The sequence below is a fragment of the Roseovarius sp. W115 genome (genome assembly GCF_032842945.2).
Classification (GTDB): Bacteria; Pseudomonadota; Alphaproteobacteria; order Rhodobacterales; family Rhodobacteraceae; genus Roseovarius; species Roseovarius rhodophyticola.
Genome location: NZ_CP146606.1, coordinates 234063 through 259313 on the forward strand (window position 1 = coordinate 234063; position 25251 = coordinate 259313).

The window sequence follows — 25251 nt, forward strand, 5'->3', positions numbered from 1 at the left end:
CCCGCGCTAGTCCACTTCAAACAGAAAACACTTGTCGCGCCGGATCATCAGCCAAAGCGGCGTGCCTTGCTTGGGTAGAAACACCGCTGGCACCGTCGCCTTGAAGATTGACCGATCATGTTCCATTCGAAATTCGACCAGGCTTTCGGACCCCATGAACCGCGCGCGTTCCACAACACCACGCACAGCGGTCCCATCGCTGATCGTGGGGGATGGGCCGACCCCGTTGCGGTCAAAGTCGATTTTGACATGCTGTGGGCGCACAACAATATCCACCGATTGCCCATCAGCGATGCCAGGGGCGAGAAACTGACCAAAGGGGGTTTGGGCCAGAGCGCCCGACACTTCGGCGCGCACCACGTTCACATCGCTGAAAAACGCAACAGCGTCACGATCGGCTGGCGCGTTGAAGATATTGTAAGGCGCGCCTTGCTGCACGATCCGGCCATGGCGCATAAGCGCGATATTGTCAGCCATACGCATCGCCTCTTCTGGTTCGTGCGTGACCAGCAAAACAGCTGTATCCGCTTCACGCAGGACCTCTAGCGTCTCATCACGAATTCCATCGCGTAAGCGGTTATCAAGCCCGGAGAACGGCTCATCCATGAGCATGATCCGCGGGCGCGGCGCCAAAGCCCGCGCCAGCGCCACGCGCTGTTGCTCTCCACCAGACAATTCATGCGGAAACTTGGCGGCATAGCCCGCCAGCCCCACGCGTTCCAAAAGCTCTCCGATGCGTTTGTCCTTCGCCGCCTTGTTGCCGCTCAGGCCAAACGCCACGTTCTCGCCCACGCGCAGATGCGGAAAGAGCGCGAAATCCTGGAACATGAGCCCAATGTTTCGCCGCTCAGGCGGGATGCGGAACACCGTGTCGCACACCAAATTGCCATCGACCCAGATCTCGCCCGAGTCCTGCATCTCGACGCCTGCAATCATACGCAAGGTTGTGGATTTGCCGCACCCAGATGGACCTAACAGACACGTCACCTGCCCCGGCTGCACCTCAAGCGAGACATCATCCACCACAACGCGCCCCTCATAGCGACGCATCAGATGCTTGGTCTCAAGCCGAGGCGCGGTGTCTTGCAACTTGGTCTTCTCCGGTTTCCCGATCAAAACAATCGGATAAGTCTTGCGCAGATAGCAACCCCGTACAGTCTGCGCAAGAGAGTGCAAGTTGGTCACGCAACATCGCGTTTGTCTCAAATGCGCGTGAAATGCCCAAAAGGTAGGGGTTTCCTGACTTCGTTTTTCCCCTCGCAGACCCCAGATTATACATCACATTGTTAAGACATCTTATGAAAGACCGAAGACATGCGTACATTTCTGATCGCCTCACAAGTTCTTATCCTGTGCTGCGTGGCCTTGATAGGCGCCACAAGCGGCGCGCAAGACGCCAATGCCTGTGCTGTCAACGAAGTTCCTGCTGCGGGCCACTGCCAGCCGACGCGCTGATCAGTTCTTGGCGCGTTCGATGGCCGGGCGAATTTCGCTGTCCATCACCCGTTCTGTGATCGGACCCGCAAAGCGCAGCACAATCTCACCATCACCATTAATGACATAGGTCTCTGGCACACCGTACAGCCCCCAATCTAGCCCCATGCGTCCAGCGGCATCGGCGCCTATTCCGGCATAGGGATCTCCCAGCTCTTCCAAAAAGCCCAGTGCATTGCTGGAATCATCTTTGTAGTTCACACCGTAAATGGTGATGCCTTCTTCGGCCAATGAAGTGAGATGCGGATGTTCCACTCGACACGGCGCGCACCAGCTGGCCCAGAAATTTACCAGTTTGACGCCATCTTCGCGCAGAGTTGCATCATCAAAGAGCGGCTTTTGCGCCAGCTGCTCCAGTGCAACGACGGGCGCTTCGCGCCCTTCAAAGGCCGACGGCAGTTCATTGGGATTCTCGCGCTGCATTCCGACAAAGAACACTCCGGCCAGAAGCATGAAGATAACGGGTGGCGCGATCATCAATGGGGATACTTTAGCCATCTGATTGTCCTTTACCTTCAATCTCTTCGAGGTCTTTTTTGACTTTCCCAGCCCGCCGCCAGCTGACAATGACGAGCAACACCAGCAGCAAAAGCGACACCGCATAGGCCGACATCACCGCATCGGCGTATTTGCCAAGATCAGGGATCATGCGGTCAGCCTCTCACGCGCCATGAGCGCCCGCATCCGCCGCGCGCGAATTTCGGTCTGGGTGCGCAGGAAGACCAAGGCAACAAACAAGAGCACAAACCCCGCAATGCAGATGAGCAGCGGGTGATAGAAAACGTCATGCACATTCTCTTCCTTATCCAGGCTCAAAGATGCCCCCTGGTGTAACCCCTGGTTCCAGAAATTCACCGCATAACGGCTCAGAAGTGCAAAGACAGATCCGACAAGACACAGGATCGATGTCAGATCCGCCGCGGTATCGTCATTCTCAATCGCTTCCCAAAGCGCGATATAGCCCAGATAAAAAAGAAACAGGATTAAAAAGGACGTGAGCCTTGGATCCCAGGCCCACCAGGTGCCCCACATCGGTTGACCCCAGATCGCCCCGGTGGCCAGAGCAATCAGCGTCATGACCATGCCTACAGGTGCTGCGGCGCGGGCGGCCAAGGCGCTCACGTGATGGCGGCGCACGATCCAGATGAGCGAGGCCACCAGCATCATCAGCCAGGCGTTGATCGCCATCAGCGCCGAGGGCACGTGCAGGTAGATTATCTTGACTGTGCTGCCCTGCCGGAAGTCATCAGGCGTAAAGAAAAAGCCCCAGGTGAGGCCTGTCACAAGACAGATCAGCGCCGATCCGAACAGCCATGGTATAAACCGGCTGGTCGTGTCGATGAACTTCTTGGGATTCGCATATTCCCAAAGTGACGCCACGGGTTCTCCTCCCCTTCTTTCTCAGCGCAGGTTAACTCTCAATACCGCAGCCGCGGCAAAAGGCAAAAGCGCGATGGTGCCGCAGGTGATCCCCGCCAGCATCAGCATGGGTGTGGTTGTGTCAAACCCGTCCACCCCGCGCCGCGCCGCCTCGGCACCAAAGATCAATGTGGGGACATAAAGCGGTAAAACAAGCAGGCTGAGAAGCAGTCCACCGCGTTTTAGCCCCACGGTAAGTGCCGCGCCAAATGTGCCGATCATGCTCAGCGCCGGTGTGCCCAGCAAAAGCGACAGGATCAGAGGGCCGTATCCGGCTGCAGGCAAGTTCAAAAGAACCGCCAGAATCGGTGCGGCCAAGACCAAAGGCAGGCCGGTGGTTAACCAATGCGCCAGCGCCTTGATGGCGGCGATGGCCTCCATTGGCAAAGGCGCGGTGGCCAGAAGATCCAGCGAGCCGTCCTCCCAGTCGAGCGCAAAAATGCGATCGAGCGACAACAGGCACGCAAGAAGCGCACCGATCCAGAGCGTGCCCGCCGCGATACGCGACAAAAGTTCCGATTGCGGGCCGACCCCAAAGGGCACCAGCACGACGACGATCAGGAAAAACGCGAGACCCAGGCCAAATCCGCCCCCAGCCCGGATTGCCAGCCGTATGTCACGTAACAGCAGCGCCTTCACAGGAAGGCCTCGTCAAACTCATCGAGCTGCGCTGCACTGGCGCGGAACGGTGTGACATCCAGCGTCTTCGCCTCATCAAGCCCTAGGTCGATATGCGTGGCCAAAAGTGCTGAGCCGCCCTTTCCCAGATGAGTGCGAATGACTTCGGCGAACATCTCAACCGCACGCACATCAAGCGATACGGTCGGTTCGTCCAGCACCCAGATGGGCCGCCCCGTGACCAAAAGCCGTGCAAGCCCAAGGCGACGTTTCTGCCCCGCGGAGAGAAGCCCCGCCGGACGGCTGCGCAAAGCATTGAGATCAAAAGCGTTCATGGCCGAGGCAATGTCGTTCTGCCCAAAAATCTGCGCCCAAAACTCGAGATTTTCCTCGACCGTCAGCGTGGATTTCAACCCATCCGCATGCCCAGCATAGACCAGCGTATCCGGGGCCGCGTCGACCTGCCCCTCAAGCGGCGGCTGCAACCCTGCGATGGTGCGCAAAAGCGTCGTCTTGCCAATCCCATTGGGTCCCCGCAGCACCAACGCTTCGCCGGGCGACAGCGAAAAACTCACACCTTCGAGCACGCGAATACCGCCACGGGTGATGCTGAGGTTTTGGACGGTCAGGCTCATGAAACGTCCATAGCTGAAAGGATGACGCGCCGAAAGATCGTTCCTTTGTTGGCATTGGGCATAGTTGGACATCTCATATCGGGCCTACAGATACGCTGCGCCAAACTATCAACACATTGATCTAAGACAATGCCATCATTGGTTTTTCAACTTTAGATGTAGTGCCGAGGTGATTGACACCTCTGTTTGAACAAAAGGGCTATTGGACGTGGAAGGCGCGGTTCTGCTTTTGTTGTTGCTCATCGGGGCGGTCGCCACTGCATATAAGATGTGCGGTGATTTTGGCGAGAAGACAGCGCCCAGGGAAGAACCCGCAACAACAGAAGACCTGCCCAAGCTTCGTGCTCCTGGGCGGCATGCGACGTTCGACCCCCAAAGCGCCAAGCCCGTTACCAAGGCACGTGTCATCAAAGGACGGGCCTATATCGTCGATGGTGATACTGTTGTCATCCAGAAGACCCAGATACGTCTCTTTGGTGTTGATGCGCCGGAAATGAACCATCCCTATGGGATCAAGGCCAAATGGGCGCTTGTCGCATTGTGCAAAGGCCACACCATACGCGCCGAAGTCACCGAGATCGACCACTACGGGCGAACCGTGGCGCGCTGTTATCTTGAAGACGGGCGAGACCTTTCTGCGGAAATGGTGAAATGTGGATTGGCGATAGACTGGGCAAAATATTCTGGCGGGTGTTACCGCAGGCTGGAAGTTCCAGATGCGCGCAAGAAAATGTGGCTGGCAGATGCGCGCCAGAAGGGACGCATGTTTGTTTGGGAGCAATTCGAAGCAAAACAGCGCACGCGCAACGCGAACCAATGATGTAGGTAACTCCTCAAACCCCCAAAAGCGCCGCGGCGACCCGGCGGCCTTCGGAGACGAGCACGTTGTAGGTGCGGGCTGCGGCGGGGGAGTTCATGGGTTCGACCCCTATGCCTGCGGCCTCGATGGCCTCGCGAAAGGCAGTGGGCACGTGGGCGGTCTCTGCGCCCGTACCAATAAAGAGCACGTCGATCTCATCTTTGAGCGTCAGCAACGACGCGGTATCTTCGTACCCACCCCAGTCAAACGTGCCGCCAGGGTGGACACAAACAGGCGCTTTGGCCACCTCACCGCCGACGCGAAAGAACCCCGGACCGTAGCCGTCGATGGGTTGGGCATCGGTGAACGTCACTTCGCTGAGGCGCATGTGGTTTATCCTCCCCAGAATGGCAGGCCTATGATGGCAGAGAGCGCAATGACCAAATAGGCGATGCCGCGGTAGATTTTTTCCTGTCCCGGACGGAACAGCCAGCCGCCCAGAATGTTGCCCAAAAGATAGGGCACCATAACGCAAAAGCCCAGCACGAGGTTGCCCGGCTCGAGCCGATCATAAAGCCAGAAGACCCCCAGCATGAGCAGGTCGACCGCTACGAGGTAGAGCATAAGCGTCGCGCGCACCACATGAGCGGGATGGGTGCTGGCCATGTAGAGCATGATAACAGGTGGACCGGGCAAACCCGTCGAGCCGCCCAGAAAACCGCCCAGCATACCTGTGCCGGTGATCAGGCGTGGGGTGAGCGCACCGCGATAGCGGTAGCCGGATATGAGCAATACAAGGAGGGCCAATGCAATGAGTGAAACGGCGTACCGAAAGGCCTCCGCTGGCACTTGCGCGAGGACGAGAACACCGATTGGCAAGGCAATGACCAATCCCAGGACAAGTCGGGACATATCGCCCGGATGGCGATCCCTCAGCGCCCGGGGCACATTGGGCAGCGGCCCGAAAAGATCCATCACCAAAAGCGTGGTGAGGGCGGCAAAAGGGCCCAGGAACGTGCCAGCCACCGGCAGGTACACCATCGCCGTGCCAAATCCCGAGAACCCCCGCACAAGCCCTGCGGCCAGTGCCGCACCCAAGAGCCAGATCAGCCCCGGCTGTGCCAGGGCCTGAGACCAAAGCTCAGGCATCTACGTTGGCGAACTGCGTGCCTGCGGTGGTATCGGGTTTGGACCAGTCGCGCTTGACCCCCAACCAGAGAAGCACCGCACTGGCCACGAAGATCGAGGAATAGGTCCCCACGATCACGCCCCATATCATCGCAAAGACAAAGCCCCGGATCACGTCGCCTCCCAACACGTAAAGTGCCATCAACGCCAGAAGCGTGGTGACCGAGGTCATGACAGTCCGGCTGAGCGTTTCATTGATCGAGATATTGAGCACCTCGGAGAGGTCTTTTTTCTTGTACTTGCGCAGGTTCTCTCGCACCCGGTCAAAAACGACCACCGTGTCGTTGAGCGAATAACCCACAATCGTCAGAAGGGCGGCGATGATGGCGAGGTCAAACTGAATTTGCAGCTCTGAGAATATGCCTATGGTCAGCCACACATCATGCACAAGAGCAAGCACCGCGCCCACCGCAAACTGCCACTCAAACCTGAGCCAGATATAGACCAACACCGCCGCAATCGCGAGCAGCACGGCGATGACCGCGGTTTGAATAAGTTCGCCGGATACTTTTGGCCCAACGCTATCCACTGCAGTGAATTTCAGGTCAGGGACGACCTCTTGAAGTGCCGCCTCCACGGATCGGATAACTTCCGGCGTGACAGCTTCTTCGCCTTCCTGTGCCTGAATACGGATCATCGCGACATTTTTATCCGGACCGAACGTCGGATCAAAAATCTCGGTAATCGACACATCGCCTAACTCCAGCTGTGTGATCGCGTCGCGATATTGGCCGATATCGACGGTTTGCGCGCTTTCGGTCCGGATCGTGGTGCCGCCCCGGAAATCGATGCCGAAGTTCAGACCTTGCAGGAAGAATGAGATCACCGCCACGATGATGAACACGCCCGAAAGGCCCAGTGACATTTTCCAGCGCTTGAAGAAATCGATGCTGGTTTCTTTCGGCACAAGACGCAGGGCGCGGCCCTGAAGCACAGTCTTGGGGCGTTTGCGCTCAAACCAGATGATCACGATCAGGCGCGTGACGAAGATCGCCGTAAAGACCGACGTGATGATCCCCAGACCCAGCGTGATGGCAAAGCCTCGCACGGGGCCAGAGCCCATGGCATAGAGGATCAGCGCCGTAATGAACGTGGTGATGTTGGCGTCGGTAATGGCGCTGAGTGCTTTTTCATAGCCCAACTCGATGGCACGCGCCGGGCCTTTGGCGGTTTTGAGTTCCTCGCGGATGCGCTCAAAGACAAGCACATTGGCATCCACCGCCATCCCGATGGTCAGCACGATGCCAGCAATACCGGGTAGTGTCAGCGTAGCACCAATAAGGCTTAGCAAGCCGAATATAAGACCCACGTTGATCAAAAGCGCGATATTGGCAAAGAGACCAAAGAGACCATAGCTCGCCCACATAAAGGCCAACACGAGGCCGAAAGCGACGATGCTGGCGATCTTACCCGCTTCGATGCTATCGGCCCCTAGTTCCGGCCCGACGGTGCGTTCTTCGAGAAATTCCAGTTCCGCAGGCAAGGCCCCTGCCCTCAAAAGCACGGCAAGGTTGGTGCTGTCCTCAACCGTGAACCGACCAGTGATAATACCGGTGCCGCCGGGAATATGGCTCTGGATGACCGGCGCGCTGATCACCTCGTTGTCGAGCACAATCGCAAAGGGGCTGCCGATATTGGCGGCGGTGTAGTCACCAAATTTGCGGCCACCCGCCGGGTTAAAGCGGAAAGAGACTGCAGGCAGACCGTTTTGGTCAAAATCCGGCTGCGCGTCGACCAGTTCTTCACCAGTGACCACAGCAGCGCGTTCGACGATGTAAAAGACCCCCTCTTCGTCCAGGGACGGCAGGATTTCATTGCCCGCGCCGGGCGGATCACTGGGATCGCCCGTCCGGCCCACGACAGGCTGGAATGTCAGCTGCGCGGTGGTGCCGATGATCTCTTTGAGTTCCGCCGCACTGCCCACGCCGGGAACCTGTATAAGGATACGATCCGCGCCTTGGCGCTGGATGGTCGGCTCTCGCGTGCCCATCTCGTTGATGCGGCGTTCAATGATTTCGCGCGCGGTGCGCACGGTTTGCTCATCGCTGGCCTGCCGCTCGGCTTCGCTCAGCGTGACAACGATTGTGTCGCCTGCGACATCAACGTCGATATCGCTTGAGGACACACCGGAAAGCGGGTCAAAAATGGGTTGCGCAAGACCACGAACAAGACCGGCTGCATATTCGATCTCCTCGGGCTTTTCGACGAGACGCACGCGCAGTTCCGCAGTGTCCGTAGGTTGCAAGCGGATGGGGCCGACACGGCCGCGCTCCTCACGCAACAAGTCCCGTATTTCCGGCCACATGGCCTCGATCCGGGCCTGGTAGACATCCTCGACCTGCACCTCAGCCAAAAGGTGCGCGCCACCGCGCAGATCAAGCCCAAGATTGACAAGACCCGATGGCATCCAGCTTGGCCAGCTGGCTGCCTGTGCCTCAAGCTCTGCTCCCGTCGCGCCCTGTTCGAGGGCGACCATGGCGTCGTTATGCGTCTCGACCTTTGTGTAGAACCCATTGGGCGAGGCCAGCAGCAGCCCAAGCGCCACCAAGCCCCAAATCACCACGCGCTTCCAGAGGTCAATTTGCAGCATTATAATGCCTTTTCAAAAGGATAGAGAGGGTTCCGTGACAGGGTCAGATCACCCTTCGGCAGGCTCGGTTTTGGAGAGCACTTGGGCGATTGTCTGTTTGACCACCCGCACCCGGACGCCATCGGCAATCTCGACCTCAACCTCTTCGGCCTCTTTCACCTTGGTGACCTTGCCGATGAGACCGCCTTGCGTCACCACCTGATCGCCACGCCGCAGGGCCGCCACCATGGCCTGATGCTCTTTCAGCTTTTTCTGCTGGGGACGGATCAGAAGGAACCACATGATCGCGAAGATCAGGATGAGCGGGACAAACTGGGCGAAAGCTTCCATGCGAAAATTATCCTTATTCGGGGGCCGCGGGCGCCCCCGCGAATTGGCGGGAACCTATGTCTGGTGCCGCACATTTGCAAGGCGGAAAGGCGCGTCGGTATCACGTCGGTATTGCGTCGGTATCACGTCGGTGCAAATGGCGTGGCGCGCGATAATCGACTGGTTACATCTCTGCGATAGTTGTTTATCAGGTGCCAGACGATTCACGAGCCAACCAAGGACCTGACCGATGCATGACATTCGTGCCATTCGCGAAAACCCTGAAGCCTTTGATGCGGCCATGGCGCGGCGTGGGGTGTCGGGGGCGTCAGTGGACATCCTGAAGGTTGACGAGGCACGGCGCGCTAAAATCCTCGCCGCCGAAACAGCGCAGGCCGATCAGAACAAGGCCGCCAAGGAGGTGGGCGCGGCCAAGGCCAAGGGCGACGAGGCCGAGTTTGAGCGGCTGCGCGCACTTGTGGGCGAGAAAAAGGCGGAAGTCGCGGCCATGCAGACCGAGGCCAAGGCGCTGGATCAGGAATTGACCGATCTGCTCATGGGCCTGCCGAACCTGGCACTTGATGATGTGCCCGATGGCGAGGACGAGGACGATAATGTCGAGATCAAACGCTGGGGCACGCCGCGCGCGTTTGATTTTGATGCGCGCGAGCATTTTGAGATCGAAGGCGTGAAGCCGGGTATGGATTTCGAGACTGCGGCAAAGCTCAGCGGATCACGTTTCGTCGTCATGTCGGGTGGTGTGGTGCGCATTCACCGGGCGCTGGCGCAGTTCATGATCGACACGCATGTGGAGGAAAACGGGCTCTCCGAGACCTGGACGCCCGTGCTGGTGCGGCCCGAGATGATGTATGGCACCGGGCAGCTGCCGAAGTTCGGTGAGGATTCCTATGAGACCACCAATGGCTGGTGGCTGGTGCCGACCGCCGAGGTGACGCTGACCAATATCGTGCATGACAGCGTGGTGGAGGAAGGATACCTGCCCCGCCGCTATGTGGCGCATACGCAGTGTTTCCGCTCTGAGGCGGGAAGTGCCGGCAAGGACACGTCGGGCATGTTGCGTCAGCACCAGTTTGAGAAGGTCGAGATGGTGTCGATCACACATCCTGACCGGTCTTTGGATGAACATGAACGCATGACGCGCTGTGCCGAGGGCATTCTGGAAAAGCTTGGTCTGCCTTACCGCACGATTGTTCTTTGCACCGGCGACATGGGCTTTGGCGCGCGTAAGACGCATGACATCGAGGTGTGGCTGCCGGGTCAGAACACCTATCGCGAGATTTCGTCAGTATCTGTGTGCGGCGATTTTCAGGCCCGGCGGATGAATGGCCGGTTCAAGCCAGCCGATGGCGGCAAGCCACAGTTTGTACATACCCTGAACGGGTCTGGATTGGCCGTGGGCCGGTGTCTGATTGCGGTGCTGGAGAACGGACAACAGGCCGATGGGTCTGTGGAGCTGCCAGACGTGCTGCATCCCTATCTGCGCGGCAAGACGCGGTTGATGGCGGATGGGGCTTTGGGGTGAGGGTTTGATTTTGTCTGCTTTGCGGACAAAGTGTGAATTCGATCAGTATGTATGTTGGCGGTAAGCGCTTTCACCAAATGGCCGGGTCGTTCAAAGCAGCAACACAAGTGCATTTCCCCTTTAGAGCGTGCAATGGCTCTTCCGACAGTGACTGACCAATCCACCCCATAGGAAAACTAAGTGGCAAGGGTGCCGCGGCAGTGCCTTCGTCGAGGGGAAGGAACCCTACCTTACCATAAAATGCGGGGTCACCGTAGGTAATCGCCACAGAAACGCCGTTGTCACGCAGCACAGCCAATGCGTGCTTCAGGAGACCTTGCCCAATCCCCTGCCCATGCCGATCGGTCACAACGGCCATCGGGGATAGGATGAAAACTGAACGAGGATCGTCTTTGTAGATGAGGCGGGAAAAAATTGCCCCGGCAATGATTTCCCCGCGGTCATGAGCAGTAAAGACATAGATGTCTTCATGTGGAGTGCTGCTCAACAGGTTACTAACGAGGTTGCCGATCAAGGCACCTTCGTCAGCACCTTCAGAAGCGGTAAACGTCGCGGCAAACAGGTCGATAATCTGCTCCTCTACGCCCTCGGTCTTATCAGAAAAAACCACCCTAAAGTCCCATCCAGATCAGTCTGCACAATGTGCTATTAGATCAGACATTCTCCTTGCGCCTGTCAAGAATACCTTAGCCAATCGAACCGACGGCTCCGGGCTCAAACCGGTCATTCCTCCTAAGACCGCGCCAACGGGACGAAAGTTGTAGCCCGGGGTTCACCCCGGCTTTTCCATTGTTGGATATACGGGGCGGACACCGCCTAAAGACCAAGAGGTCCCGGATCAGGTCCGGGACTGGGGCTTGCTTATTCCGCAGGCACCACGCCCCCTGCCCGCGCTTTGGGAAACGGCACCAGGCGTTCGGTCTCTTCGTCCCAGAGCTTGAGCCGGAAGCTGGCGATGGCTTGTGGCCAGCGGATTTCGTCGTGCACGCGCAATTCATCGGGCAGGTTCTTCTGGGCATAGCGCAGCCGATAGGACGGGATTGCCGGATTATAGTGGTGCAGATCGTGATAGGCGATGTTGCCGGTGCCGATGTCCCACCAATGGCCCAGATCGAGACTGGAGGACCCTTCCAGCGTGGCCTTGCGGAAATCAAGATCGGGTTTGCGATCCCAGTAGGTCTCTTCAAAATTGTGCTGCAGGTAGACGAGGAAGACGCCAATGATGCCTGCGACCACCGCGCTGCTGCCCAATACGGCAAGGCCGGTGACGCCTAACGTGGCCCAGACGGCATAAATCCACACCACCAGCATCAGGTTATGTGCAATCACGCCCCAAACACCGACTTTCAGTGTGTTTTTCGGCCAGCGATAGGCGATGAAATAGGTGTAAATCCCGCCCAAAGACAGCATCACGGCCGGATTGCGGTAGGTGCGATACCACAGGCGCGTCCAAAACCCCGCCTCCTGCCATTCGCGCAGGGTCATGGTGTAGACCTCGGTCGTCTCGCGGTGTTCGAGATTGCCGAGATAGGCGTGATGTTGATTGTGGTTGTACTGCATGACGCGAAATGGCGTCAGTGAAAAGATTGACAGGATGTAGCCTGCGATATCGTTAAGCGGCTTGGTGGCGAAAAGTGAATGATGCCCGCAATCATGCTGCAGCACGTAAAGGCGCACCGAGGCAAAGGCGAGGATCACAATCAACGGCAGGCTGATCCACCAGGCGGGCCAGGCAAGGCTGGCGATGATGAGCGCGGCAAAATAGGCCGCCAGAGAGCATAAAAAACTCGTCCAGCCCATGACATCTGATTTATGGGAATAGTCTTTCAAATAGTCGCGTAAAGTCATTGTCCAATGCACCCCCGGGCAGAGAGATCGCCAGATATCGGCGATCCGTCATGCTCTTTCCCAAGAATGTGGAAGAATTTCCGCGAAAACAAGGGGCGCGGCGCGCTTCCGCGCAACTCCGCCAATTCTAACTGCGCGGCGTTTTTTTCGACAAGTGTTTGCGCAGGCGCGAGGGCGTGGATTTCTTGCGTTCTTTGTAAGGGTTTTTGTCCGATTGCGACCGCATTGTCAGGCGAATGGGCGTGCCTGGCATGTCAAAATCTTCTCGCAAGCCATTGACAAGATAACGAGAATAGCTCTCGGCCATCTTGTCAGGATGCGAGCACATGACGACAAATCCCGGCGGGCGGGTCTTGGCCTGGGTCATATACCGCAGCTTGATGCGTCTACCGCCTGGCGCAGGGGGCGGGTGTGCCTCAAGCATGCCAGTGAGCCAGCGGTTGAGCTGTGCCGTGGTCACGCGACGGTTCCAGACATCATAGGCTTTTTCGACAGCCGCGCGCAGACGGTCGAGACCCCGGCCCGTCTTGGCCGACACGGTGATGAGCGGCGCGCCTCTGAGTTGTGGCAAGAGGCGATCAAAAGCTTCTTTGAGATCACGCAGTTTTTGCTGTTTTTCGTTCTCGATATCCCATTTGTTCACCGCCACCACCACAGCCCTCCCTTCGCGCTCAGCCAGATCGGCGATGCGCAGGTCCTGTTGTTCAAAAGGAATGGCGGCATCCAAGAGCACGACCACCACTTCGGCAAATTTCACGGCGCGCAGGCCGTCGGAGACCGAGAGTTTCTCAACCTTGTCCTGCACCTTGGCCTTTTTGCGCATGCCCGCGGTGTCAAAGATCCGAACCGGCAGGCCATCCCAATCCATTTGAAGCGAGATGGCGTCCCGGGTGATCCCGGCCTCCGGCCCGGTCAGAAGGCGATCTTCGCCCAGTATCTTGTTGATCAGCGTGGATTTTCCCGCATTGGGCCGCCCGACCACAGCCACCTGGAGGGGCTTGGATTTGGTGGGTTTGCGAATGCCGGTGTCATCTTCTTCGTCAAGCGAGACATCTGTCTCCGGTGCTTCGGATTCCGTGCGTTTGGTAAATTGATCGGCCAGAGGCATGAGGGCGCTGTAGAGATCATTCATGCCCTCACCATGTTCAGCCGAAAGGCGGATGGGCTCGCCCAGACCCAGTCCAAACGCCTCGATCACACCGGCATCGGCGGCGAACCCTTCGGATTTGTTGGCCGCCACAAAGACATGCGCCGACCGCTTGCGCAGGATGTCAGCAAACATCTCATCCACGGGCGTCACCCCGGCACGGGCATCAATCAGGAACAGACAGACATCAGCCATATCCACCGCGCGCTCGGTCAGGCGGCGCATCCGCCCCTGAAGCGAGTCGTCTGTGGCATCTTCCAGACCTGCCGTGTCAATCACAGTAAAGCGCAAATCACCCAAACGCGCCTCACCTTCGCGCAAATCGCGCGTGACACCCGGCTGATTGTCAACCAAGGCTAGGCGCTTGCCTACCAATCGGTTGAAAAGGGTGGACTTTCCCACATTCGGGCGGCCCACAATGGCAAGGGTGAAACTCATCTCTTTAAGGCTCCGCGCCCGGCGGGTTCAGCGCCGAAAAATATGTTCAAAAGGCCCTAGCGGAAGGCCATAAGCTGACCTTTGGAGGACACGATATAGAGCGTGTTGCCCGCGACCACCGGGTTGGTGGTCGCCCCGCCCGGCATCTGAACCTCGCCCAAAGGCGCGCCATTTGTCGGGTCAAAGAAGCGCAAAAGGCCATCATTTGAGGCCACAATCAGGCGCCCGCTGGCGATGATGGGGCCGTGATGGGCAAAGATCTCGTTTTGTCGCTTCGGCTTGTTCTTGGTGAAGAACGGCAAAGACCGCGCCCAGATGCGCTGTCCTGTTTCAGCTGACAAGCGCAAAAGCTCGTTGCGGTCTGAGACCATGAAAATTGAATCGCCTGCAGGCCAGATAGGTGAAAGCGGCCCATCAGGGGCAGTCCACAAGCGTTCGCCGTTGCCAAGGCTCAAAGCCACGGTGCGGCCAGAGTGGTTGCCCACATAAACGCGTTCGCCATCAATCACCGGATCGCCAGTGATATCGCCAATAAGTGCGGTCGCGAAACCCTGACGCTGGCCAGCAATTTGCGAGTCCCAGCGCCGCAAACCGCCTTTTCTGAATGCGCCCTGAACTTCGCCGGATCCAAAGGCGAAAATTACAAATTTGTCAGAGACCGCAGGGGACGGTGCGCCGATGACGTTCTTGATGTCGGGCGACGCGGACAGCTGCCAGCGGATGCGCCCCGTATCACGCTCCAACGCCCAGGCCAGCTCATCGCCTGCGACGACATACACCAGATCGCCCGCCACACTTGGGCTCCCGGAGCCAGTGGCGCGCAAGCGTTGTTGCCAAACCTGAGCACCTGTTTGCGCGTCGAGCACCGTCAAGGTGCCGAAGCCGGATGAGACATAGAGGCGCCCATCGGCATAAGCCAATCCACCGCCGCTTGCCTCAGTTGAACTGTCATTCGCTGGCGTCAGGTCCTGGCTCCATAGGACTTGACCAGAGGTGGAAACCGCCGACACGAGCGCTTGGGAATCAAGGGTATAAATCCGGCCACCACCGACAACGGGGTCAGCCGTGATACGGCCTCGGCGTCCATCGCCTGTGCCGATATTTACAGACCAGAGTGAGCGCGGTGTGGCGCTCAGCGCGGGATGTGCCACGCGGGTGGACGGGCTTGAAATGCCCTGGGTCCACTCAGTGTTGGCACGTGTTGCAGGTAAGTTGAGCGGCGGGATGACCCCGGTCTCGACCTGCGACGCCAGAATCGTTTCGCCACTATCGTTGGTCAGGACCGAACGAATGTCTTCACGCTCGCCGACCAATACCGTTTCTTTTTCACTACATGCCGCCACAAGACATATGGCGCTCAGACCCAAAATGCGTGCTGCTGAAACCAATGCCGAAGCCCCCGTCATATTCGCGTCACGCCGCGCAATGTCGCGCAGGCGCAGTTATCCGTTTTAGTTGCCGTCGTCCTGACCCGATTCCGGGAGCGCAGGTGCCTGCGTTAACTCCCCTCCCAAGGCCACGACCATCTGTGCGGCGCGTTGGCGAAGGCCAATCGTCGCTTCGGCACTTTCGCCGATCTGACGCAAGCGGTCCAGTGCGGCATCATTATTTCCTGCCTCAATGTCGAGGTAGGCCAGTTGTTCGTCGGCCAGAAGGCGTACAAGGCCGCCACCTGGCAAAAGCCCATCCAGCCTTGAGCGGCGATCTTCCGCGCTTAACCCGTTGTCCGGCAAGGCGATGGCCTTAAGCACTGCAATCTGCCGATAAACCTGCGGAACATTTGGATCATCGGCCAAAGCGAGGAGTTGCGCCGCGGCTTCTTCGGGGGCGTCGGTCCCTGCTTCGCTGGCGGCCAGAAGCCCCAGAATGCCTCGCGCGCCACCCTCTGGTGTCTCAATTGCGGCAAGAGCCGCAGCACGCTCGGCGCGATCATCACTTTCCAGCGCGTTTAAAACCTGATCACCCAGTGCCTGAGCGGCTTGGCGCTGTTGTGATTTATTCCATTCGTTCCAAGCAGTTGCCCCGACCAGCAAAAGCACAGCAGCGACAGCAATCCAGCCATAACGCTTGAGCAGCTTGAACAGCTTGTCACGCCGGACTTCTTCGGCCACTTCTTCAATAAAACTGTCAGTGTTACTCACAGGCTCGCCCTTTGACCTTTGGTGTCTCTTAACGTCTTGCCAGAGCCCTGCCAAGAGGGGCTGGTCACAACATAGTCAGATGCGCAAGGCTGGGCCTTGAACACACATAGGAGAATATATAATCTGAACCATACAGTTTACCGTAGAATGTAAATACTTAAGTCTATTATCAATCAAGCTAATGCCGTAGGCAGGCCAAAGTCGCGCAGAAAGAGTAAAAATGCGTTTGTTTTCGATCTTTGCAGCCATCATTGTCGGGGCCCTGATTTACGGGTTTGTCCTTGAACGCGATCAGATTGCTACGCTTTTTGCGGCGGACAGCTCCTCCGAGGCGGCGACCGACGGCGAAGAGACGCCGACGGAAGGCAAACCAGACGCAACAAAGGTGCGCGTTGTAGCTGTAAGGTCCACAGCGCGGCGTGTGGATACTTCAGTAGTGGTGCGCGGCCAGACCGAAGCCGACCGTCAGGTCGAGCTTTTGGCACAAACCACCGGCGAAGTGGTTTCCAACCCTTTAAAAAAGGGATCTTTTGTCGAAGAGGGTGAAATTCTGTGCCGTTTGGGGCCAGGCACACGCGAAGCCACACTTGCCGAGGCGGTAGCACGGCTGGCCGAAGCGCGCGCGCGCGTGCCGTCAGCGGAGGCGCAAGTGCCGTCGGCAGAGGCCAGCGTCGAAGAAGCGCGGGCGCGGGTGCTTGAGGCCAATGCGCGGCTGCGTGAAGCACAGATCAATTCCAACGCAGCATCACGCCTCAGCGAAGAAGGCTTTGCATCGCAGACACGTGTTGCTCAAACAGAGGCCGAAGTTGAAGGCGCGCGGGCGCAAATTGTCAGCGCCGAGGCCGCGTTAAAAGCTGCTCTGTCCGGCCTTGAGAGCGCTGCTGCTGGCATTGAGGCTGCGAATGCGGGCGTTGAGAGCGCGCGCGCGTCTGTGGCATCGGCGGAAAAGGAAATTGACAATCTGACCATTTCGGCACCGTTTTCAGGACTTTTGGAAAGCGACACCGCCGAGTTGGGCAGCCTTTTGCAAACCGGGGGTCTCTGCGCTACGGTGATCCGCTTGAACCCTATGGTTTTGGTTGGATTTGTAAACGAAACGCAGGTCAACCAGGTCAATAGTGGCGCGCCAGCGGTGGCCGAATTGTCGTCACGCGATCAGGTCGAGGGCCAGGTTGTTTTCGTCTCCCGCGCTGCTGATGAAACAACGCGCACGTTCAGAGTTGAGGTCGAAGTGCCCAACCCTGACTACCTGCTGCGCGACGGGCAAACCGCTGAAATTCGCATCGAGGCCGAAGGTAAAGAGGCGCATTTGCTGCCGCAATCGGCCCTGACACTTAACGATGACGGCATGCTGGGTGTACGCGTGGTTACCCAGACCAGCCAAGCCGAGTTTGTACCTGTGAGGCTCTTGCGTGACACGCCAACCGGCGTGCTGATCACCGGTTTGCCAGACGCCGCAGACGTGATCATCATCGGGCAGGAATTTGTCGGCGATGGTGTGCCGGTTGAACCGAGCTTTCAGGAGCTTAGCCAATGACGGGGATCGTCGATTGGGCTGCCGCCCGCGCGCGGATGGTGATTGCCTTTATTGTGCTGTCGATTCTGGCAGGCACGTTGGCCTATATCAGCCTGCCAAAGGAAGGTGAGCCGGATATCGAGATCCCAGCGCTTTTCGTTTCTGTCCCCTTCCCCGGCATTTCGGCAGAGGATAGCGAGAAGCTTCTGGTGAAGGTCATGGAGACCGAGCTGGCCGATCTTGACGGGCTCAAGGAAATGACCGGCACCGCCTCGGAAGGTTATGCCGGGGTGGCGCTTGAGTTTGAATTTGGCTGGGACAAGACCAAGATCACTGCCGATGTGCGCGACGCGATGAGTGCCGCGGAGGCCGATTTTCCGGACGGGTTTGAAACCTATACGATCAATGAGATCAATTTCAGCACCTTTCCCATTATCATCGTAAGCCTCTCAGGCCCGGTGCCCGAACGCACCATGGCGCGGGTGGCCAAGGATTTGCAGGACCGGCTGGAGGCGCTTGATCCGATTCTGGAGGCCGGGATTGCAGGCAATCGCGATGAGATGGTCGAGGTGATCATCGATCCGCTGGCGCTTGAGGCCTACAACATCACCGCTGATGAGCTGGTGAATGTGGTGACAAACAACAACCGGTTGATTGCCGCCGGTGAGGTGCAAAGCGGTCAGGGGTCATTCGCGGTCAAAATTCCGTCTTCATTCGACGAAACGCTCGATATCTACAATCTGCCGGTCAAAACCAATGGCGACAGGGTCATTACACTGGGCGATCTCACCGAGATTAACCTGACTTTTGAGGATCGTGCGGGTACGGCACGGTTTAATGGCGAGACCACAGTGGCGTTGCAGGTGGTCAAACGCAAAGGCTTCAACATTATTGATACCGCTGCACTCATTCGTGAGGAAGTGGCAAAGGCCGAAAGAACCTGGCCTCAGGGACTACGCTCCGTGGTGCAGGTCGATACGTCCAACGATCAGTCACGCATTATCGAGTCCATGGTGAGCCAGCTGGAAGGCTCCGTTCTGACAGCGATTGCGCTTGTGATGATCGTAACGCTGGCGGCGTTGGGCATCCGCCCGGCCTTGTTGGTTGGCTTTGCGATCCCGACATCGTTCCTGCTTTGCTTCGCCCTTTTGGCCGTGATGGGCGTGTCAGTCTCAAACATCGTGATGTTCGGACTTATTCTGGCTGTGGGTATGCTGGTCGACGGCGCCATTGTCGTGGTGGAATACGCCGACAAAAAGATCGCGGAGGGCGAAGGCCCGATGCATGCCTATGTGGCAGCGGCCAAACGGATGTTCTGGCCGGTGGTAAGCTCAACCGCCACCACGCTCTGTGCCTTTCTTCCGATGCTTTTCTGGCCGGGCGTGCCGGGGCAGTTCATGCAGATGTTGCCAATTACGCTGATCTTCGTGCTGTCCGCCTCGCTCTTGGTGGCACTGGTCTATCTGCCGGTGATGGGCGGTGTGACCGGGCGCACAGAACGGTGGTTTGACGAACGTATTCGCCAGATCGCCAAGGGACACTGGCTATGGCACCTGCTCTTGCTGCCCATCGCTGTGGGTGCGGTCATGCTGGCTGGTGCGGCTGTGCCGTTTTTCATGGAAGCTATCAGCGCAAGATTTGCGGCTCTAGATCCAACGCGTATCCTTGGGTCGGTTGCGCCAACCCTTGTGAACGTCTTTGCATTGGCAATTTGCGCGGTCGTCTCCGGGGCCATCGGTCTGGCCGGTGTGATCGCCTTCCTAGTCAGCCTTATGGCGGTTTTCCGGCGTCTGCGCTATGTGCGTCGCGCAATTGGTGCGCGGGTCATGCCAGAGCGGCGGGAAAAAATCCAATCAGGCTATCAGCGCACCCCCTTTGGCTGGTTCATCCATCTCATCGCCGCCAACCCTATTGCGCCGCTGATCGCGTTTTGCGCGATTTTCGTCTTTGTGGGATCAGTCACGTTCTACTACATGGGCAACAATCGCGGCGTGGAATTCTTTGTCGAGTCCGAGCCAGAGAATGCCATTGTGCAGGTTCGCGCCAGGGGCAACCTGTCGATTGAACAAAAAGACGCTCTGGTGCGCGAGGCCGAAGCGGTTGTTCTGGCCCATCCCAACGTGCTCAACGCCTTTGCCTTTGCCGGGGATGGCGGATTGGACGTGAACACAGGTGGGGCCGCGCCGCCGCTTGATACCGTTGGGCAGGTACAGCTTGAGATCACCAAGTGGGAAGATCGCCCCACAACCTACGAGACCTGGTTCACAATTCCGATCATTGGCTATGACGTGCAGCGCCGTGTCATTGACGACAGTGCCGATGGCAATCGGACCATGGATGAATTGACCGAAGCTCTGCGTGAGATTCCGGGTATCCAGTTTGATATTCTCGCATTGGAGCAAGGTCCGGCCTCGGCCAAGCCGGTGCACCTGCGGCTCAAGGGCGACAACTGGGACGAGTTGCAAGCTTTCACGCAGGAAGCGAGGGCGCAGTTTGAAAACACTGAAGGTTTGAAACTGATCGAAGATACCCTGCCCCTGCCCGGTATCGACTGGCAAATCGACGTCGATGTGGAAAAGGCCGGGCGCTACGGGGCCAACGTGGCCGCCGTGGGCGGCATGGTACAGCTTGTGACGCGCGGGCTGCAGATCGGTACGATGCGCATCCCAAGCTCGGATGAGGAAATCGACATCCGCGTGCGCCTGCCCGAGGATGAGCGTCTCTTGTCGACGCTGGATACGCTCAAGATCCGCACGGCAGATGGGCTTGTACCGCTGTCGAACTTCATCACCCGCAAGCCGGTGCAGAAACTGGCTCAGATCGACCGCGTGGATCAGAAGCGGTATTTCGACGTCAAGGCCGATGTGATTGACGGTTTGACCGCGACGGTCACGGATGAAAAAGGCGAGACCACCGAAGTTCTGATGAACCCCAATGAGCGGATTGCCGAGATCACCAAATGGCTGGAAAGTGGCGTGGTGCCGGCGGGCATCGAATGGGAATGGACCGGTGATACCGAGGATCAGGAGGAATCCGGCGCCTTCCTGATGCAGGCCTTTATGGGTGCCTTGGGGCTGATGTTCATCATCCTGCTGGCGCAGTTCAACTCGATCTATAACGCCGCGCTGGTGCTTTTGGCGGTGATCCTGTCGACCACGGGTGTTCTGATCGGGATGCTGGTAATGAACCAGCCGTTTTCGATCATCATGACCGGCACAGGCATCGTGGCTTTGGCGGGGATCGTGGTGAACAACAATATCGTTCTGATTGATACCTATCAGGAATACTCGAAGTACATGCCGCGGATTGACGCGATCACGCGCACGGCGGAGGCGCGTATTCGACCCGTGCTGCTGACCACAATCACCACGATGGCCGGTCTTGCGCCGATGATGTTCGGGCTCAGCCTCAACTTTGTCGATGGCGGGTATACATTTAACAGCCCCACTGCCTTGTGGTGGAAGCAGCTGGCCACGGCGGTGGTCTTTGGCCTTGGTATTGCGACGGTTCTGACGCTTGTCTTTACGCCGTCTATGCTGGCCTTGCGCATTTGGGCCACCACCTACGTGCTCTGGGCCTCACAGCTTCTGGCCAAGCTGTCCATGGGCCGCACCAGCCGCGCCGCTCGTGACTGGGCACTGGCCCGACAAGCCAAGCGGCAGCGCCTGCCGGAGGTGATCTGGGAAGACGAACGCGAGCCTGCGATTGAGGCCGATCCTGAGCCTCTGCGCCTGACGTTCATTCATCGGGTGGGCAAGGATGATGGAGATGAACCGGGGCCTGGAGGCGTACGAGCGGCAGAGTAGGTGAGCGGCAGGTGCAGATTTTGATGTGCGGGTTTGCGGGACGAAGCGGGCTTTTCGAATGTTCGGCACAAATGCTATGGGTTTCTTAACTTGGGATGATGTGAATATGCGAAACTTAGCTTTGACATTGCTGCTGCTACTTGGTGCGCAATCAGCATCTGCTGACTGCCTTCAAGATGAGGATGTCGAAATCTTTTCCGAGTTGAAGCAACACTTTCTGGATGGTGATTTCGATTTATTTTTTGAAAAAGCCGATCCAGCAGAAGTGCTGACCGCTGAAACTCTACTCGAAACCAAAGTACTGCTCGTACAATATATAGGTGTTCCTGCAACCTGCATTGACATGTACAGGAAGCAATACTCCGAAAACTATGTCACACTGATCACCGTTTTCTTGGGGGAAAACAGAGAGACGGTCTATTTCTTTTTTTCGGCCATCAAAGTGAACGATGTTTTTGAAGTTGTTGGCGTCCAACTCTCAAATGAGTATGAAGAAATCTATAAGTTTTTGAGGTAATTTGTTTCGTTTCCAAACATACAGATTACATCGACAGACCAATCGCTAATGACTTCAAAAACCAACACATTGGAAAGTCCGCTTCGGGCTCAAAGCCGTCGCTTGCTAAATTTCACGCCACCTCATCGCGCTCTCGCGCCTGGCGTCGCCAGAGGCTCGCATAGCGTCCATCCCGCGCCATGAGCCCCTCATGCGTGCCGCGCTCAACAATATGACCGTCCTCCAGCACGACGATCTGATCGGCGTCTGAGATGGTGGACAGCCTGTGCGCGATGGTGATCACGGTGCGGCCTGTGCCCGCCAGTTTCAGCGCCTCTTGGATGCCCTGCTCGGTTTCGGTATCGAGCGCGCTGGTGGCCTCATCGAGAAGCAGGATCGCGGGGTTCTTGAGCAGGGTGCGCGCGATGCCGACGCGTTGCTTTTCCCCGCCGGAAAGCTTCAACCCGCGTTCCCCGACCTGCGTGTCATAGCCCTGTGGCAGACTGGCAATAAACTCGTGGATTTGCGCAGCCTGTGCGGCCTCCTCGATCTCGGCTTGCGTGGCGCCGTCTCGGCCATAGGCGATGTTGTAGCCCACCGTGTCGTTGAAGAGCACCGTGTCTTGCGGGACCACACCGATGGCGGCGTGCAGGCTGTCCTGGGTCACATCGCGCACATCCTGACCGTCAATGCGCAAGGCCCCGTCCTGCACGTCATAGAAGCGAAAGAGGAGACGCCCGATGGTGGATTTACCGGAACCAGAGGGGCCGACCACGGCCACGGTTTTCCCAGCTGGCACCTTAAGCGAAACGCCCTTCAGGATCGGTCTTTCAGGCTCATAGCCAAAGAAAACGTCGTCCAGCTCAACCGTGCCACCTTCAATTTTCAGGCTTTTTGCCCCGGTTTTATCCTCAACATCTGGCGCTTGCTCTAACAAATCGAACATTTCGCCCATATCAACCAAAGCCTGCCGGATCTCGCGATAAACTGTACCCAGAAAGTTCAGCGGCATGGTGATCTGGATCATGTAAGCGTTTACCATAACGAAGTCGCCCACGGTCAGCGCGCCACTCTGCACGCCCATGGCGGCCATAACCATGACGATGACCAAGCCGCTTGTGATCAGAAAACTCTGGCCAAAATTGAGGAAGGCCAGCGAATAGGAGGTCTTGAGCGCGGCGCTCTCATAGCCTTCCATTGCGCTGTCATAGCGCGCGGCCTCGCGGCCCTCAGCGTTGAAGTATTTCACCGTCTCGAAATTCAGTAGGCTATCGATGGCCTTTTGATTGGCATCTGTGTCCTGGTCGTTCATCTCCTTGCGCAGCTTCACACGCCATTCTGTGACCTTGAAGGTGAACCAGACATAGGCGGCGATGACGCCCATCACGACGGCAAGATACCAGAAATCAAAGAGCGTCCAGAGCACGATGCCGATGAGCATAAGTTCAAGGATCAGCGGACCGATGGAAAAGAGCAGAAAGCGCAACAGGAAATCGACGCCCTTAACCCCACGTTCAATGATCCGGCTGAGGCCCCCTGTCTTGCGCGTGGTGTGATAGCGCAGGGACATTTTATGAATGTGCTGAAAAGTTTCCAACGCAAGCGACCGCAGCGCGCGCTGCCCGACTTTGGCAAAGATCGCATCGCGAAGCTGCTGAAACCCCACATTCATCAACCGCGCCATGCCGTAGGCCACAGTCAGGCCGATGGCCCCGGCGGCCAGCATCCACGCGGCCTGCTGGCCCTCACCGGCCAACGCGTCCACGGCAGCCTTGTAGAAAAACGGCGTGCCAACCGCGATGAGTTTGGAAATCAGCAGCGCGATGAGGGCAAAGACCACGCGCCGTTTGACCCATCCCTGCCCATCTGGCCACAGATAGGGGGCGACACGGCGGATTGTGCGCCAGCCTTGTTCAGGCCGCTCCGTGGTCGTGAGCGTGCGTCGACGCATTGGGTCCCCTCAACAGTGTGAACCCAAGAGATAAGTCGGCTGTCCGGGATTGACCACCCGTTATTGGGGAACGGTAAACACCTGCCCGGGAAAGATCAGGTCGGGATCGCGGATGCGGTCGCGGTTGGCCTCGAAAATACGCACAAAGAGCGTGCCATCGCCGTAATTGTCCCGTGAAATGCCCCAGAGTGTATAGCCGGGCTGCACCGTGACAGCCTGTACCAATTCGGATTGCTCAAGAGCGGCCTCGGCCAGCACCTCTTCGTCTTCGCGTTTGAAAGGCGTTTCCACGCGACTGGTGACATTGCCTTCGGCGTCGACCTCGTCAATGCGCAGGGTATAGACCCCTGTGTCGACCTCAGGCAATTCCGAGCGCCAACTGCCATCTTCTTCGATTTGTGAGGTGATGACAGGCGCGTTGTCGATGTAGACACGCACAAATCCCTCCCCGGCCCCGCGGCCGGACAGTTGTACCTCGCCTTCGGTGGAGTATGTGATGGCATCGAGCGCCACGACCGACATAACCTCCGGCGATGTATCTTTTGGTTGCGCAGGTTGCAGGACCTTCACACCTTCGTCGTCTGACAACAGAACGGCAGAGTTTTGCGAGGTGGCATCTTCCGTCGCAGCCTCCGCGGTTTCCGAGGTGGTCTCCGCAGTTTCCGTTTCGGCCTCTGCGGTTTGTTCAGATGCGGCATTGCCTGGCTCGTCCTCGGCGGCAATCACTTCTGGCGCCGCCACGGGAGTGATGATGATATCCCCTTGAGAGTAAAGTACTTCTCCGGTCTCCGGCGATGTCATTGCAAGGCTCAGCACGCGGACTTCGGGGTCTGGCGCAACATCTACAAATTGCACGAACTCGCCATTGCCGTCTGCTACAAATGTGCTCAGCACCTCTTCATCCAACCTGATCGAGGTTTCCCAGCCAGGCTCGGCGCGTCCAGCAACGAGCATCTGCCCATCTGGTTCCAGGCGAAAGGTGCTGACGCTGGGCGGGAGTGGCAAAGAAGGTTTGGGCTCATCCGCAGCAGTGGACTCCGACTCGGGTGCAGGCGTCTTGGGTTGGATGTCGGCCTTGTCCGTCGCGCTTTCGGGTGAGCTTTGCGGGAGCGGTTGGACAGCCAGCTCAGGCGCAGTTGCCGTCTCTGGGTCGTCTGGAAACGGCGCAAAGACATTGGTCAGGTAAAGGCCGGCAAAGATCGCGATCACAGCCCCACAGAAAAGACCCAGCGTCCAGCCGCCAACAGATCCTGTCCACTTGCTCATGACATCCCTTCCCACCCATCGCACATCGCGCGGTTGCAGGAGCTTAG

General features: G+C 57.9%; 23 protein-coding genes. 6 read left to right on the forward strand and 17 right to left on the reverse strand.

Annotated features, from left to right (window positions below):
- Positions 1–6: 6 nt before the first annotated feature.
- Positions 7–1050, reverse strand: a complete 1044-nt coding sequence (locus RZS32_RS01225; protein WP_317057828.1) for an ABC transporter ATP-binding protein — start codon at positions 1048–1050, stop codon at positions 7–9.
- Positions 1051–1314: 264 nt separating this feature from the next.
- Here RZS32_RS01225 and RZS32_RS01230 point away from each other — a divergent pair, with 264 nt between their 5' ends.
- The gene (locus RZS32_RS01230; protein ID WP_338548402.1) at positions 1315–1455 is read left to right on the forward strand and encodes a hypothetical protein; all 141 of its coding nucleotides are present in this window, start codon (positions 1315–1317) and stop codon (positions 1453–1455) included.
- Here RZS32_RS01230 and RZS32_RS01235 read toward each other — a convergent pair whose 3' ends face one another.
- The 5 genes from RZS32_RS01235 to ccmA are packed head-to-tail and all read right to left on the reverse strand — an operon-like array spanning position 1456 to position 4166.
- Positions 1456–1992 carry a DsbE family thiol:disulfide interchange protein gene (locus RZS32_RS01235; protein WP_317055222.1) on the reverse strand — a complete coding sequence of 179 codons (537 nt, stop codon included), beginning with the start codon at positions 1990–1992 and terminating at the stop codon, positions 1456–1458. It abuts the gene before it with no gap.
- Positions 1985–2140 carry a heme exporter protein CcmD gene (gene ccmD, locus RZS32_RS01240; RefSeq protein ID WP_422395950.1) on the reverse strand — a complete coding sequence of 52 codons (156 nt, stop codon included), beginning with the start codon at positions 2138–2140 and terminating at the stop codon, positions 1985–1987. Before ccmD ends, RZS32_RS01235 begins: the two co-directional genes overlap by 8 nt.
- Positions 2140–2874: a heme ABC transporter permease gene (locus RZS32_RS01245; RefSeq protein ID WP_339106764.1), complete on the reverse strand. Its 735-nt coding sequence runs from the start codon at positions 2872–2874 to the stop codon at positions 2140–2142. The genes ccmD and RZS32_RS01245 overlap by 1 nt, the downstream gene beginning before the upstream one ends.
- A 21-nt stretch (positions 2875–2895) precedes the next feature.
- Positions 2896–3552, reverse strand: a complete 657-nt coding sequence (gene ccmB / locus RZS32_RS01250) for a heme exporter protein CcmB (protein ID WP_317055224.1) — start codon at positions 3550–3552, stop codon at positions 2896–2898.
- On the reverse strand, positions 3549–4166 hold the full coding sequence (gene ccmA / locus RZS32_RS01255; RefSeq protein WP_339106765.1) for a heme ABC exporter ATP-binding protein CcmA: 618 nt from the start codon (positions 4164–4166) through the stop codon (positions 3549–3551). Before ccmA ends, ccmB begins: the two co-directional genes overlap by 4 nt.
- Positions 4167–4374: 208 nt before the next feature.
- On the opposite strand from ccmA, the gene RZS32_RS01260 reads away from it, so the two are divergent.
- Complete coding sequence (locus tag RZS32_RS01260; protein WP_317055225.1) at positions 4375–4986, forward strand: thermonuclease family protein; 612 nt, start codon at positions 4375–4377, stop codon at positions 4984–4986.
- 13 nt (positions 4987–4999) lie between these two features.
- Here RZS32_RS01260 and RZS32_RS01265 read toward each other — a convergent pair whose 3' ends face one another.
- The 4 genes from RZS32_RS01265 to yajC are packed head-to-tail and all read right to left on the reverse strand — an operon-like array spanning position 5000 to position 9073.
- Complete coding sequence (locus RZS32_RS01265; protein WP_317055226.1) at positions 5000–5353, reverse strand: Mth938-like domain-containing protein; 354 nt, start codon at positions 5351–5353, stop codon at positions 5000–5002.
- Positions 5354–5358: 5 nt separating this feature from the next.
- Positions 5359–6114 (reverse strand): sulfite exporter TauE/SafE family protein, encoded by a 756-nt coding sequence (locus RZS32_RS01270; RefSeq protein ID WP_317055227.1) that lies wholly within the window; start codon positions 6112–6114, stop codon positions 5359–5361.
- Positions 6107–8743: a protein translocase subunit SecD gene (secD, locus tag RZS32_RS01275; RefSeq protein ID WP_317055228.1), complete on the reverse strand. Its 2637-nt coding sequence runs from the start codon at positions 8741–8743 to the stop codon at positions 6107–6109. Before secD ends, RZS32_RS01270 begins: the two co-directional genes overlap by 8 nt.
- Before the next feature lie 48 nt (positions 8744–8791).
- A complete protein-coding gene (yajC, locus tag RZS32_RS01280; RefSeq protein ID WP_317055229.1) occupies positions 8792–9073 on the reverse strand; it encodes a preprotein translocase subunit YajC in 282 nt (93 codons plus the stop codon).
- A gap of 229 nt (positions 9074–9302) precedes the next feature.
- Between yajC and serS the strand changes: the two genes are divergently transcribed.
- Entirely contained in the window at positions 9303–10595 is a 1293-nt protein-coding gene (gene serS / locus RZS32_RS01285) for a serine--tRNA ligase (RefSeq protein ID WP_317055230.1), read from the forward strand.
- 70 nt (positions 10596–10665) lie between these two features.
- Here the strand turns inward: serS and RZS32_RS01290 are convergent, their stop codons facing one another.
- The 5 genes from RZS32_RS01290 to RZS32_RS01310 all read right to left on the reverse strand — a co-directional run bounded on the left by RZS32_RS01290 (position 10666) and on the right by RZS32_RS01310 (position 16169).
- Complete coding sequence (locus RZS32_RS01290; protein ID WP_317055231.1) at positions 10666–11205, reverse strand: GNAT family N-acetyltransferase; 540 nt, start codon at positions 11203–11205, stop codon at positions 10666–10668.
- A gap of 251 nt (positions 11206–11456) precedes the next feature.
- Complete coding sequence (locus RZS32_RS01295) at positions 11457–12443, reverse strand: fatty acid desaturase (RefSeq protein WP_317055232.1); 987 nt, start codon at positions 12441–12443, stop codon at positions 11457–11459.
- Positions 12444–12570: 127 nt separating this feature from the next.
- Positions 12571–14028 carry a ribosome biogenesis GTPase Der gene (der, locus tag RZS32_RS01300; RefSeq protein WP_317055233.1) on the reverse strand — a complete coding sequence of 486 codons (1458 nt, stop codon included), beginning with the start codon at positions 14026–14028 and terminating at the stop codon, positions 12571–12573.
- Positions 14029–14084: 56 nt separating this feature from the next.
- Positions 14085–15434: a PQQ-like beta-propeller repeat protein gene (locus RZS32_RS01305; protein WP_317055234.1), complete on the reverse strand. Its 1350-nt coding sequence runs from the start codon at positions 15432–15434 to the stop codon at positions 14085–14087.
- 45 nt (positions 15435–15479) lie between these two features.
- Positions 15480–16169 (reverse strand): tetratricopeptide repeat protein, encoded by a 690-nt coding sequence (locus RZS32_RS01310; RefSeq protein ID WP_317055235.1) that lies wholly within the window; start codon positions 16167–16169, stop codon positions 15480–15482.
- 220 nt (positions 16170–16389) lie between these two features.
- Between RZS32_RS01310 and RZS32_RS01315 the strand changes: the two genes are divergently transcribed.
- From RZS32_RS01315 to RZS32_RS01325, 3 genes are read left to right on the forward strand one after another with little or no spacing between them, the layout of a single operon-like run.
- Positions 16390–17706 carry an efflux RND transporter periplasmic adaptor subunit gene (locus RZS32_RS01315; RefSeq protein ID WP_317055236.1) on the forward strand — a complete coding sequence of 439 codons (1317 nt, stop codon included), beginning with the start codon at positions 16390–16392 and terminating at the stop codon, positions 17704–17706.
- Positions 17703–21491 carry an efflux RND transporter permease subunit gene (locus RZS32_RS01320; protein ID WP_317055237.1) on the forward strand — a complete coding sequence of 1263 codons (3789 nt, stop codon included), beginning with the start codon at positions 17703–17705 and terminating at the stop codon, positions 21489–21491. Before RZS32_RS01315 ends, RZS32_RS01320 begins: the two co-directional genes overlap by 4 nt.
- 58 nt (positions 21492–21549) lie before the next feature.
- The gene (locus tag RZS32_RS01325) at positions 21550–22008 is read left to right on the forward strand and encodes a hypothetical protein (protein ID WP_317055238.1); all 459 of its coding nucleotides are present in this window, start codon (positions 21550–21552) and stop codon (positions 22006–22008) included.
- 112 nt (positions 22009–22120) lie between these two features.
- Here the strand turns inward: RZS32_RS01325 and RZS32_RS01330 are convergent, their stop codons facing one another.
- Together RZS32_RS01330 and RZS32_RS01335 are read right to left on the reverse strand one after the other, a co-directional pair.
- Complete coding sequence (locus RZS32_RS01330; RefSeq protein WP_317055239.1) at positions 22121–23938, reverse strand: ABCB family ABC transporter ATP-binding protein/permease; 1818 nt, start codon at positions 23936–23938, stop codon at positions 22121–22123.
- 60 nt (positions 23939–23998) lie between these two features.
- Positions 23999–25204, reverse strand: a complete 1206-nt coding sequence (locus RZS32_RS01335) for a LysM peptidoglycan-binding domain-containing protein (RefSeq protein WP_317055240.1) — start codon at positions 25202–25204, stop codon at positions 23999–24001.
- Between the last annotated feature and the right edge of the window lie 47 nt (positions 25205–25251).